Origin of the sequence: Cohnella massiliensis (assembly GCF_900169535.1) — a bacterium.
In the GTDB taxonomy this organism is placed as follows: Bacteria; Bacillota; Bacilli; order Paenibacillales; family Paenibacillaceae; genus Cohnella; species Cohnella algarum.
This window is the reverse complement of sequence record NZ_LT821257.1, coordinates 393,715-405,236: the sequence shown is the minus strand read 5'-3', so window position 1 is coordinate 405,236 and position 11,522 is coordinate 393,715. Positions and strand designations below refer to the sequence as shown.

Below are 11,522 nucleotides of genomic sequence, written 5' to 3'. Positions count from 1 at the left end.
AAATAGAAGTTATACATCCCGGAATAAAAGGAGCAACCGATGGCACGAGAAGCGAAACATACGGCGGCGATATCGCTTGGCATCATGGGGGCGGGGTTTCTCGCGACGTTCCCGGCGGACGGACATTGGGCGGGGGCGCTGCTGCACGGCGGTTTCGAGGCCGGTCTCGTCGGCGGCTTGGCCGACTGGTTTGCGGTAACGGCCCTGTTCCGCAAGCCGCTCGGCCTGCCGATTCCGCACACCGCTTTGCTCCCCCGCAACCGGGACAAGGTGGTCCGTTCCCTGATTCATGTCATCGAGAACGAATTTTTGACGAAAGAGAGCATCAAGCAAAAGGCGGGAGAGCTCCGCATCGGGGAGAAGCTGCTCGAAATCGCCGAAGGCCGGCTTCCGGACATCGTCCGCGCGGCGGTCCTGCTCGGCGACTACGGGCTGAAGCATCTGCCTGCGGAGCGCCTGGCCGCGTTTGCGGCGGGGGAGCTGCGGCGAATCGCGGAGAAGGCGGACGCGGCCGCCGTTCTGCGGGCCTTGCGTAACGAGATTTTGGAGCGGGGGTACGAGGAGCGGGCGCTGGACTTTTTGCTGGACAAGGCGGAAGACCTCGTTTCCTCGGATACCGCCCGCTACCAGCTCGGAAGCATGGCGGCTTCGGCACTCGGAAACCTTCAGGTGAACGGCTTGATGGGGTTCGCCGTCAACGCGTTCGTCGGATTTATGAGCGAGGACAAGCTGGGCTACATGCTGCAGGGCGCGATTCTGGGCAAGCTGCGGGAGATGACCGCCGACGAGGGGCACCCGCTGCGGGTGCTGCTGCTTAACGAGCTGCGGCGCGCGCTGATCGATCTGGACCGCAACGAAGCGTTGATCCGGGAGCTTGACGGCGCCAAGTCGCGCCTTCTGGAGCAATGGGACGCCGAAGCCTATCTTCGGCGCTGGATCGAGGAGCTTCGCGACCGGGCGCTGGAATGGATCCATAGCGAGCGGTTCGAGCGGGATTTCGCGCTGCCGCTGCTCGCGAAGCTGATCGAGCGGGTAAGAGGCAACGAGGAGCTGTTGAATGCGTTTCAAAACTGGACCCAGACGCAAATTTCCCAAATCGTCGAGCGAAACCACTCCAAAATCGGCAAGCTCGTGCAGGAAAATCTGGACAAGCTGGACAACGATACGCTCATCGCGATGATGGAGGACAAGCTCGGCAAAGATTTGCAGTGGATTCGGGTCAACGGGGCGGTATGCGGCTTTTTGATCGGGCTGGCGCTCGAGGGCATCAATTTGATGTTATAGGTGCTATAATCGGGTCATTATCGAGGCCGGAGGGAACGAGCGAATGCTGATCATGAACGAGAAAATCAAAGCTTCCGAAGTCGAGCTGACGGGCCTGAACGGAGAGGCGCTGGGCATCGTCCCGCGCGCGGAGGCGTTGGAGCTGGCGAAGCGGCTGAAGGCGGACCTGGTATGCGCCTCGCTGCTCAGCAGCCCGCCCCCTTGCAAGCTGGTTGCCCGGGGGCAGGCGAAGCAGGAGCGGCAGCAGGAGAAAAAGCAGGACCGGGCGGAGGCGCAATCGCTTAAAACGAAGGAAATTCGCCTCACTCCGCACATTGAAGACCACGACTACGAGACGAAGCTCCGCCAGGCGGAGAAGCTGCTGCAGTCGGGCCGCTCCGTGCAGCTTGTCGTTCGTCTGACGAACGCGAAGGAAGGGCAGCGGGCGAAGGAGCTGCTCGAAGCGATGCTCAAGGATTTGCAAGGCGCCGGAACGAAAAAAACGGCCGTGCAAACGAGCGGAAAGCAGGCGGCCGTGCTTGTACTGCCGCGATAAATTTATGTAAGAAAATCTGACTTAAGCGTTTACAATCCTTTACAAATGATAAATAAGACGGTATAGTGGTACTACGCTTAGTTTCCGGCTATATAGGTCGGGAAGCGGGGGAACCAGTTTTTGGGGCGAGTCGTTCGTCTTTTCGATGAACGTAGGGTACCATCTACCCGAGTCCGTCAGCTAACCTCGTCAGCAGGAGATGGGTCATTTCTTTGCTTATAACCAAGTAGAGTGAGGGCCCCCGCACGGTAGGGCTCTTTTTGTTTTATGATGGCCCCTGTTTTTTCTCCTATATCCGTTTCCCGCCGTTTTCCGCCGCTCTCGGACGATAAGCGAAAATGAAGGAGGGAACCGCGAAACATGATCAAAGCTCTTATTTTCGATTTCGACGGAACGATCATCGACACGGAAACCGCTTGGTACGTCGCTTTTCGCGAAGCTTACCAGCGGTATGAAGTCGATCTCAGCCTGGAGATGTACTCCGGATGCATCGGAACGAGCTTGCACGCCTTTAATCCTTACGAATATTTGATGACGGAATTGAAGCTTCCGATCGATCGGGACCAGTTTCGCGTTTCCGTTCAGGAACGCCATGCGGCGCTTATGCTTCAGGAAGCCGTCCGGCCCGGCATTCTGCATTTTCTGGATTCCGCCAAGGCGGCCGGCCTGCGAATCGGCCTGGCCTCCAGCTCGGATCGGGCCTGGATCGACCGGCACCTGGAGCAGCTTAATCTGAAGGAATATTTCGAAGTCATTCGAACGAAGGACGATGTCCGGGAGGTCAAGCCGAATCCCGAATTGTACCTTCAGGTGCTTGAAGCGATGGGCATTGCAAACGACGAAGCCGTCGCGATCGAGGATTCGCCCAACGGCGCGCGTGCCGCTGTTGCCGCAGGACTGCGCTGCGTCGTCGTCCCGAACGAAATCACGCAAAGCCTGGAGTTTCCGGAGCTTCCGGGAGCCATCTGGGCCAAATCGCTGGAAGAAGTCGTCTTCGAGTCGCTTTTGACCGGTTCGCCCGTCCGCTAAACCCGGCGGCGGCGAACTTGTCCTAGAGGCGGGGGCGAAAGCTCCGCACCGTCAATAAATTGAAAATTCAGATTTTATTTTCACCGTAAAGGCTGGGGTTTTTGATAAGGGAGAGGAGAGAACGATATTGAAATCCAGGAGAGCCGTCCATTTCGGAGCGGGCAATATCGGCAGGGGACTCGTCGGGTTGCTGTTGTCGCAGTCGGGGTATGAGATCTGTTTTGTCGCCCGCAACGAGAAACAGATCGAGCTGCTGCAGCAAAGAAAACAGTACACGGTCACCTTGGCCAACGAAAACAGGGATACGAACGTCGTGCGCAACGTATCGGCCGTCCATGTCAAAAACGACAAAGCCTTGCGGCAAACGATCGCCGAAGCGGACTTGGTCACGACGGCCGTCGGCGCTTCTTCGCTGCCTCATATCGCGGAGTCGCTCGCCAAAGGCATCGCTTTCCGCCTGCGGGAAAACAAACGGCCATTAAACGTCATCGCCTGCGAAAACGCCGTCGGGGGCAGCGCCCAGCTCAAGAAGCTGGTGTACCGCCATCTGGATGAGCAGTCCCGCGAACGGGCGGACCGTTACGTTTCTTTTCCCAACTCCATCGTCGACCGGATCGTTCCGCAGCAAAAAAACGAAGATCCGCTCGCGGTGCAGGTCGAGCCTTTTTTCGAATGGGTCGTTCATCGTTCCGGCAATATGGGCGATATCGGGGATATTCGGGGCATTCAGGTCGTCGATAAGCTGGAGCCGTATACGGAGCGCAAGCTGTTCACCGTAAATACGGGTCACTGCGTTGCCGCTTATTTCGGCTACTTGTCCGGCTATCGGACGATTCAGGAAGCGTTGAAGGATGCCCGCCTTCGCTCCAAAGTCGAGAAAGTGCTTCATGAAACGGGAGAAATGCTCATTCGAAAGCATGGCTTTAACGAGTTGGAGCATCGAAAATACATCCGCAAAACGCTTGAACGGTTCGCCAATCCGGCGCTGGCCGACAAAGTGATTCGCGTCGGAAGGTCGCCGCTGCGCAAGCTGGCGCCGAACGACCGCCTCGTTCGCCCCGCGCTCCAGGCGCTGGCGCTCGGGGTCGAGGCGCCGCACCTCGTCTCCGCCATCGCCTCCGCCTTGATGTTCGATTACGAGGGCGATCCGGAAGCGGTAAGGCTGCAGGAGCTTATCCGCAAATACGGCGTCTCCCACGCGCTGACCGGAGTGACGGGAATTCCGGAAAAAAACCGGCTGCACGCCCTCGTCGCCGCCGAATACGGGAAAATGCGGCAGGCGGCGATGCGGCCGCCGCTCGGGAATATGTCGACGCTCGGGAATATGTCGAAATGACATCGGCCTTGGCCCGGTATTATACTGGGCTAAGGCTTGTTTTTTTGCAGATTATAACGACAAGGGTGAGGCCGGTGTTTTTGGAGGACGACAGTTGGATACGCTCGGTGCGGGAACGCTCCGGGCCGATGGAGAGGGCAGGCGAGCTTGATTCCGATTTGATCGAAGCGATCTATGAGGAAAAGCTGTTCAAGCTGTTCGTGCCGGAATCGATGAACGGCGCCATGACGCCGCTGCCCGAGGCGCTCCGCGCGTTCGAACGGGCGGCGTGGATCGACGGCGCGTTCGGCTGGGCGGTGACGATCGGGGCCGGGGGCGGTTTTTTCGCGGCGACGATGGATCAGGAGAGAGCGCGGGAGCTGTTTTCGGCGCGCGAGGCGGTCATCGCCGGAAGCGGCTTGCCGACCGGCCGCGCCGTGCGCGCGGAAGGAGGCTATCGGGTGTCGGGGCGCTGGAGCTATTGCAGCGGGGCGTTGTACGCGAGCTTCTTTACGGCGAATTGCGTCGTTGTCGCGGCGGAAGCCGGCGAGGCCGGGGCGGATAGAGTAGGTGGAGCTGACGGGGCCGGTGGGGCCGGGGCGGAAAGGGATGACGGAGCTGGCAGGGCCGGTGGAGCCTGGGCAGAAAGGGATGACGGAGCTGGCAGGGCCGGTGGAGCCTGGGCGGATAGGGTTGGCGAAGCAGACGGGGCCGGTGGGGCCGATGCGGGGAGACCGCCGCTTGTTCGCTCGTTCGCTTTTCTGCCCTGGCAGGTTGAAGTGATTCGCGATTGGAACGCCTTCGGACTTAGGGCGACGGGCAGCCATACGATCGTTGTGAACGACGCGTTCGTCCCGGACGACATGACGTTCGACATTATGGAGCCGCCGCGGCTTGCGGACCCGATTTACCGGTATCCGTTTCTGCCGTTTGCCCAAACGTCGTTCGCCGCCGTCGTCCTGGGCATCGGCCGGCATTTTCTGGACGAATGCGCGGGATTTGCGGACGAGCGCAAAGCCGATTGGGAGGCCGTCAAGCCGCGGAAGTTGGAGCTGCTGCTGTCGTCGCTGGCCGAATGGCGGCGGGAGGTCGACGCGGCTGCCGATCGCTTCCATGCGGCGGCGACCGAGACATGGGCCGGCTTTTTGCGGGCCGGCGCGCTTTCCCCCGAGGCGGAACGGCTTGTCGGCCGCCGCAGCCGGGAAGCGGCCCGAACCGCCGTCCGCGCGGCGGAGGCGCTGTTCCCGCAGCTCGGCATGACGGCGCTGCGGCAGGATCACCCGCTCAACCGGACGTGGCGGGATTTGCACACGGCGGCTCAGCACTCGGTGCTGCAGCCGGACGGCGATGAGGAGAATATCTGACGAAACCTTCTCCGCCAAGGCGGGATCATTAAAAAGAATCGCCAGGACGGGCGCGGGGCCTGCCGAGCGATTCTTTTTTAGTTTAAACTCTTCACCGTGCGAAAGCTGCTGCTCGTTTGAACCGCCAACCGCATGCAGCCGAACGCATTTGAGTAAAAATGACTCATCTGCCCGCCACCGCACGCCCGCTGCCGATCCAGTTGAGTCGTGGCGACTCATCTCAACCCTCCATGCGCAAATGGCCCCACGAACTTGAGTAAAAATGACTCATCTGCCCGCCACCGCACGCCCGCCAGCGATTCGGTTGAGTCGTGATGACTCATCCCAACCCGCCAAACGCATGCGACCGTACGCAGTTGAGTAAAATTTACCCATCTGAATGCCTTCGCACACCCGCTAACGATCAAGTTGAGTCGTGGCGACTCAACTTGGACCCTTCATCGCGGGGCGGCTTAAGGAATCCGCTGCCCGCGGGCGCTCACGTACAATTTGTACCATTCCTCGCGCGACAGTTCGACCTTCTCGGCGTCTTGACAGGCGCGAATCCGCTCCGGATTTTTCGTGCCGATAATCGCCTGAATGCCGGCCGGATGCTTCAGCAGCCAGGCGAGGACGATCGCTTCCCGCGTCGTGCCCTTCCGCTCGGCGAGCCGGGCGACCAGCGCCGCGGTCTGCTGGACCGATTCGCTCTCGCCGTCGATGTTCCGCCCCGTAAACAACCCCTGGTCGAGCGGGCCCCATGCCTGCAACTGAATGCCCTCCAGGCGGCAATATTCCAGCGTGCCTTCCGGGAACGTGTCGTCCTTCGCCACGAGGCGGTTCAGATGAACGCCCTGATCGAGCCAGCCGCAATGCTTCAGGCTGAGCTGCAGCTGATTGACGATCAGCGGCTCGTCCAGAGAAGCTTGCAGCAGCCGAATTTGCCCCGCGCTCATATTGGATACGCCGAACGCGCGCACCTTGCCGTCCCGCTTCAGGATGGTCAGCGCTTCGGCTACTTCTTCCGGGTCCATCAGCGGGTCCGGCCGGTGCAGCAGCAGGATGTCGAGGTATTCGACGCCCAGCCGCTTCAGGCTCCCGTCCACGCTGTTCAAAATATGCTCCTTGGAAAAATCGTAGCGCTGCGGCTCGTCCGGTCCGTCCTCCAGCCGGATGCCGCACTTGGACTGGATCAGCATCCTCTCGCGCAGACCGGGGCGCTCCTTCAGCACTTGACCGAACACGGCCTCGGCCTTGCCTCTCGTATAAATATCCGCATGATCGAAAAAGTTGACGCCGATCGACAAGGCGGCCTCGATCGCTTCGTGCGCTTCCTTGACGTGCGCGGGCTCGATCGGATCGCGGTTCCAGCCGCCGCCGAGCGGCATGCAGCCGAGGGCGATCCGGCTGGCTTCGATGCCGCGCTTTCGCAACGGGATCATCGTCATCGTGGCAACGCTCCTTTTTTTCGGAAATGGCGTGACAACTTTTATTATAGAAATAACGGGAAGAAGGAGAAAGCGGTTCATTTTAAAACTAGGGTAGAAAAAATTAAGAGAAATTCGACATTAACCGACATTGCCTAATCGAAAAATGGTATAAACATGAAATCGGAAAGTAACCTCGTCAAAAAGTGAAAGATCCAGGCCGTGACAGGTTTTTTCCGTCATAAGAAGTTGCTAATTTTTTCGCAAAATAAACAGGACACTGCATGCCTCTTGTCAAAGGTTAAACCACCACAGAATAACCGACGAGAGGGAGTGTCCTTAGCAACATGGTACCACAAGCAACGAACCATGCGCCAGAACAAAAAACACGCCGCGAACGCCGAATGGAAATTCTTGCGGAGCGTCGCCGAATCAAACAGATCGTGAAGAAGTTGAGACCGGTCACGTTCGACAACAACACCGTCACGGAAGCCGGTAACTTCCAGTTCCTCGCTCGATTCAAGGAACTCATCGGTCTGGATGCCCTGATTGAAGATCACTTCCATCTGGAGCAGAAAGCCAACTGTGTCTACCCGGCCTCTAAGCTTGTCGATCATTTGCTGGACTGCGCGCTGCTCGGCCACACGCGTTTTTCGCATATGAATGCCCTGCAGTCGGACCCAGGTTACCAGATCGTTACCGGTATCGACCGCTTTCCTGACGAAAGCACCTTCCGCGGCTTCTTGAGCAAGCTCACCTGGAGCCACTGGGTTCGGCTTGTAGCCTTCAGCCGGGAGTTGCTGGCTCGCCATGCTCGGATGGGTGAAAAGCGTCTGGTGTGGATCGACATCGACGATACAGTCATCACGCTATTCGGTGAACAAGAAGGCGCAACAAACGGCTACAATCCGCGTTACCACGGACGCCCCTCGTACAAAATCCGGGTTGCCTTCATCGCCGGAAGCGGCGAGCTCATCCACTTGCAAGTGAATCCCGGCAACACGAACGGCATGAAGGATCTGCTCTCGTTCGTTAAAGAAATCGAGGCGATGCTGCCGCCGGAATGGATCATCGAAGGCATCCGGGCCGACTGCGGCTTTGCCGATGACACTGTCATGGCGTACGCTGAAGAACGTGGGTGGCAGTACATCTTCAAACTGCCGAAGAAGGCCACTGTGAAGAAGGCCATTTCTTACCTTCAGCAGCATCCTGCGTTCTGGGAAACGCTGGCGGAAAAACAAGAGGACATCACGTTTGCGACCGAAGACGATCGTTGGGCTGCTGCCGACATCCCGATTCTCCTCACCAACTGGGAGAAAGCACGGCGCTGCGTCATCTACCGGGAAGCCCACGAAACCGAGCGTACGACCGATGACCAATTGACGATGGCGCTTACGACCTATTCCTTCCAAGCCATCGTCACGAATGCCGAACTCAAGCCTTTGCCGCTGCTTCGCTCGTACAACAAGCGGGCCAACATCGAGAATCGCATCGATGAATTGAAAGAAGGTTATGCGGTGGAGCAGAACAGCCAGCATTCCCTGCTCCGGAACTTGCTGTTCAGCTGGATCAAAGCCATCGCCTACAACGTGATGGTCTGGTTCAAACAGACGCTGATGCCGGAATCGCTCAACCGGTGCGAAGTCCAAACGATTCGCCGGACGGTGATCCGGGTGCCCGCCAATGTGGTCGGTTCCGGCCGATACCAGCATATCCGGCTTGCGCCGAATCCGACGCTCGCTGGCATCGTCGACACCATGCAACACAAGCTTAGAGCGTTGGCTGAACGGTTCATACTCGTTCAGCCAGTGGCATGACGGATCGATTCATCGCCTCAACATGACGAAATTGGAACCTGTAAAATCAGGGTCTTCTTTGGGTTTGCCCAAAAGCGATTAGCACTCCCGTCTGAAAGCAAGAAGATTCGAAATCCAGTCCCAAAACCCGCATCGAAACGGGGATTCCGCGGACAATGACGGGTTATCCACAGGCTTGAGTTATCCACATTCCGATTTCATGATAAAATGTTTTCTGGATTTTATTTCCTCGGGATTTTATTTCTTGCAGCGAATCAGAGACGGGAGGCTGGAACGATGAATGTAAAAACGATTTTCGACTCGTTAAATCGACTCGTACAAAAACGCCCGGCTATAGGCTGGATGATTCTGGTTGCGTTTGCTCTTTGCGCTTTGGCCACCGTGTTTGGAAGGGTAAGCGACTTTATTAACGGCTTTCGTGACGGTTGGAATGCATATTGAATAGGCGTTTTGCGGAGCTCCGATATGACAATGTTAGCGAGATGAATGAAACGCTGGTTGTAGAAGCGCCACAAATCGATCGGCGGCCATCCCCAATTGGTCCCGATCGCTTCGTATTGCCCGTCCGTGTCGAACTCGATACGACCCTGGCCGTCGTCAACCCCTTGCGCCTTCCGAAAAACCGCCGCCCGGCGGTTTTTTTTCTTCAGGAAATCGCTTTGCAAATTTCCTGATCCCGAAATTCGACGAAGACGTCTGGCAGCCGTTAGCGCACTTGCGCTCAGTCCTATCCGCCGATCCGGGCTTATGGCCGGTCGGAGGAGGAGGAATACCCGGTCGCCGGTCGGGTTTTGACTTGCAGCTCCTTCCTGTGCCGCAGATTTTGAGGAAATCAAAGGCGGCTCCGATGCGACCGCGATCAGTTCCCATGCCAAAGGTCATAATTCCAGGATCCGTTCCCAACATACTGAAAATATTTGGTTAAATTTTAAGGTATTCGACAAATTATTACAAAAAACAGCGATTCAAAGGTGTAAAATGTGCGCATGACTAATTTACTATATTTTCTGAATGCTTCCATGATTTCTATTTTTGGCAATTGGAAGTCGAAACTTAGCTGCTGCGGGTTGTGAAACTGTTCGGTCTGCGGCACTCGTTGTTCTCGTTTAATAATGGCTGAAGTAGTGCAGCAAAATTATCGTCGTAACTGCGCCCATAGATGAATGAATCGACAGGAAATACGAAGGAAAGGAAGTCATTGCATTTGAGCGATATGCCTATTCGTATTGGGATCGTCGAGGATGATCCGCTGTTCCTGCTGGCGTTGTCTCGCTACTTAAATTCCCAGCCCGATATGAACGTTACAGGAACCGCTGCCAGCCGTGCCGAAGCCTTGCAAATGATACTACTGAAGCCTCTAGACTTGATTTTAATGGATGTCGTTCTGTCGGACCAATTAGATGACGGCATTCAGGCTACTATTGAAATTCTGGAGTCGCTTAAAGTGAAAATCATTATGATGTCATCCCGCCGAGATAAAGACATAATTCTTCGTGCGTTTGCGGCAGGGGCGATTGATTTTGTTCCAAAAACCAGGTACCGGCAATTGCCCGAAATTATCCGTGCCGCATTGGATGTTTTCAATCCGCATGCCATATTGGCTGAGGAATACGGGGAGCTGCGGAAAAAGGAACTACTTTCACGTTTGTCTGCATCCGAACAAGAAATATTTGAATTATTGCACCAAGGGTATACCCGCTCCGAGATTGAAAAGAAACTTTTTAAGTCAGCTAGTACGATAAAGAATCAAATTAACAGCATTCTCCGGAAATTGGAGGTTTCAAATTCGAGAGAAGCAGTTCGTAAGGTCGAAACGCGTGGAGTAGGAAGATAAACAAGAAGATCAGGCTGTTTGTAGATAAGAATTCGCGCCAAAAAGATCCAAAAAATTTAGAACTACCATTAATAGATTAAATTCACTATTTTAGAAGTGGCTCTATAAAATAAGGAGGTCGTGTTTAATGACAGCTGTAGGTTTTTATGATCTCTCCAAAGAAGAATTATTGGAAGTTGACGGAGGAGGATTTTGGTCAAGCGTTGCTTACTACGCATTTACTGGTGGAATGGGTGCTTTGGGAGCGGCAGCTGGAGCGGCAATAGGCGGTCCTGTTGGAGGGGTGATTGGAGGGCGAATTGGGACCGTTGTAGGCGGAGGAATAGGAGCTTACGTAGGAGACCTAATTTGGGATGCAGCACATTAAAATTCGATGATACAAACATTAATTAACATTTCTATCATAATTATTGCTCTTGTGATCTTGGATTTTGTTATCGAAGCCAAGTTTCATATTCGAAAGCGTATTGTTAAAAAGGTCGGCGTACTTCTTACAATTATTTTATCAATTGTGTTTGTGGCGGGGATTGATACTATTTTGTTAAACTATTGGCCGGAACTCCAAAATAATGAATTATATAAATTCACTAAAATTGGATTTATCGTTTATTTCGTGCCTAAGAAAGGGGATAAAACATGACTCAATTTATTGAACTTAATGAACAGGAATTGAAAGAAGTTGACGGGGGAGGCCTTTTAGGTGCAATCGCTGGCGGTGTAATCGGTGGTCTTATCGGAGTTGGTGTCGGAATGGTTGCCTACACAACAGGAAGACTAACAGGAAATACTTCTACAAGCAGCTTTAATTCTGTTATGAGAGACTCCATGATGGCAAGCGCAGGAATTGGAATGTCGTTTGGAGCATTAGCTCCAACTCCTTGATTAAACAAAAAGAGGACTAGGTAGCCTGGTCCTCTTTATCTAGTATGATAAAAACT

Annotated in this window: 11 protein-coding genes, 1 pseudogene and 1 riboswitch; of the genes and pseudogenes, 10 read left to right on the top strand and 2 right to left on the bottom strand. The window is 55.3% G+C overall.

What is annotated here, in order from left to right; translation table 11 throughout:
- Positions 1 to 39 precede the first annotated feature (39 nt).
- From B7E11_RS08565 to B7E11_RS08545, 5 genes are all read left to right on the top strand, one after another.
- On the top strand, positions 40 to 1,284 hold the full coding sequence (locus tag B7E11_RS08565; protein ID WP_080833345.1) for a DUF445 domain-containing protein: 1,245 nt from the start codon (positions 40 to 42) through the stop codon (positions 1,282 to 1,284).
- A gap of 43 nt (positions 1,285 to 1,327) precedes the next feature.
- Positions 1,328 to 1,819: a translation initiation factor IF-3 gene (infC, locus tag B7E11_RS08560; RefSeq protein ID WP_080833343.1), complete on the top strand. Its 492-nt coding sequence runs from the start codon at positions 1,328 to 1,330 to the stop codon at positions 1,817 to 1,819.
- A gap of 64 nt (positions 1,820 to 1,883) precedes the next feature.
- Positions 1,884 to 2,029: riboswitch (cyclic di-AMP (ydaO/yuaA leader) on the top strand.
- 150 nt (positions 2,030 to 2,179) lie between these two features.
- A complete protein-coding gene (locus tag B7E11_RS08555; RefSeq protein ID WP_080833341.1) occupies positions 2,180 to 2,848 on the top strand; it encodes an HAD family hydrolase in 669 nt (222 codons plus the stop codon).
- Between the two features lie 127 nt (positions 2,849 to 2,975).
- Positions 2,976 to 4,184, top strand: a complete 1,209-nt coding sequence (locus tag B7E11_RS08550) for a mannitol-1-phosphate 5-dehydrogenase (protein WP_080833340.1) — start codon at positions 2,976 to 2,978, stop codon at positions 4,182 to 4,184.
- A gap of 80 nt (positions 4,185 to 4,264) precedes the next feature.
- On the top strand, positions 4,265 to 5,527 hold the full coding sequence (locus B7E11_RS08545; protein WP_176220654.1) for an acyl-CoA dehydrogenase family protein: 1,263 nt from the start codon (positions 4,265 to 4,267) through the stop codon (positions 5,525 to 5,527).
- A gap of 452 nt (positions 5,528 to 5,979) precedes the next feature.
- On the opposite strand, the gene B7E11_RS08540 is transcribed toward B7E11_RS08545, so the two are convergent.
- Positions 5,980 to 6,954 (bottom strand): aldo/keto reductase, encoded by a 975-nt coding sequence (locus tag B7E11_RS08540; RefSeq protein WP_080833336.1) that lies wholly within the window; start codon positions 6,952 to 6,954, stop codon positions 5,980 to 5,982.
- 326 nt (positions 6,955 to 7,280) lie between these two features.
- On the opposite strand from B7E11_RS08540, the gene B7E11_RS08535 reads away from it, so the two are divergent.
- A complete protein-coding gene (locus B7E11_RS08535) occupies positions 7,281 to 8,750 on the top strand; it encodes an IS1380 family transposase (RefSeq protein ID WP_080833334.1) in 1,470 nt (489 codons plus the stop codon).
- Positions 8,751 to 9,026: 276 nt separating this feature from the next.
- Positions 9,027 to 9,191: a hypothetical protein gene (locus tag B7E11_RS29465; RefSeq protein WP_176220653.1), complete on the top strand. Its 165-nt coding sequence runs from the start codon at positions 9,027 to 9,029 to the stop codon at positions 9,189 to 9,191.
- 50 nt (positions 9,192 to 9,241) lie between these two features.
- Here B7E11_RS29465 and B7E11_RS30765 read toward each other — a convergent pair.
- A pseudogene (locus B7E11_RS30765) lies at positions 9,242 to 9,394 on the bottom strand (IS1380 family transposase); the annotation flags it as partial.
- A gap of 569 nt (positions 9,395 to 9,963) precedes the next feature.
- Here B7E11_RS30765 and B7E11_RS08525 point away from each other — a divergent pair.
- The 3 genes from B7E11_RS08525 to B7E11_RS28850 all read left to right on the top strand — a co-directional run bounded on the left by B7E11_RS08525 (position 9,964) and on the right by B7E11_RS28850 (position 11,466).
- Entirely contained in the window at positions 9,964 to 10,584 is a 621-nt protein-coding gene (locus tag B7E11_RS08525; protein ID WP_240353631.1) for a response regulator transcription factor, read from the top strand.
- Positions 10,585 to 10,711: 127 nt separating this feature from the next.
- Positions 10,712 to 10,951, top strand: coding sequence for a bacteriocin (locus B7E11_RS28855; protein WP_139787122.1), 240 nt, complete (start codon positions 10,712 to 10,714; stop codon positions 10,949 to 10,951).
- 269 nt (positions 10,952 to 11,220) lie between these two features.
- A complete protein-coding gene (locus B7E11_RS28850; protein ID WP_139787121.1) occupies positions 11,221 to 11,466 on the top strand; it encodes a class IIb bacteriocin, lactobin A/cerein 7B family in 246 nt (81 codons plus the stop codon).
- The last annotated feature ends 56 nt before the right edge of the window (positions 11,467 to 11,522 follow it).

Excerpts from the sequence above, each read along its gene's own strand:
- infC (WP_080833343.1), top strand. The coding sequence starts at position 1,328 with ATGCTGATCATGAACGAGAAAATCAAAGCTTCCGAAGTCGAGCTGACG.
- B7E11_RS28850 (WP_139787121.1), top strand. The coding sequence starts at position 11,221 with ATGACTCAATTTATTGAACTTAATGAACAGGAATTGAAAGAAGTTGAC.
- B7E11_RS08555 (WP_080833341.1), top strand. The coding sequence starts at position 2,180 with ATGATCAAAGCTCTTATTTTCGATTTCGACGGAACGATCATCGACACG.
- B7E11_RS08525 (WP_240353631.1), top strand. The coding sequence starts at position 9,964 with ATGCCTATTCGTATTGGGATCGTCGAGGATGATCCGCTGTTCCTGCTG.
- B7E11_RS29465 (WP_176220653.1), top strand. The coding sequence starts at position 9,027 with ATGAATGTAAAAACGATTTTCGACTCGTTAAATCGACTCGTACAAAAA.
- B7E11_RS28855 (WP_139787122.1), top strand. The coding sequence starts at position 10,712 with ATGACAGCTGTAGGTTTTTATGATCTCTCCAAAGAAGAATTATTGGAA.
- B7E11_RS08565 (WP_080833345.1), top strand. The coding sequence starts at position 40 with ATGGCACGAGAAGCGAAACATACGGCGGCGATATCGCTTGGCATCATG.
- B7E11_RS08540 (WP_080833336.1), bottom strand. The coding sequence starts at position 6,954 with ATGACGATGATCCCGTTGCGAAAGCGCGGCATCGAAGCCAGCCGGATC.
- B7E11_RS08535 (WP_080833334.1), top strand. The coding sequence starts at position 7,281 with ATGGTACCACAAGCAACGAACCATGCGCCAGAACAAAAAACACGCCGC.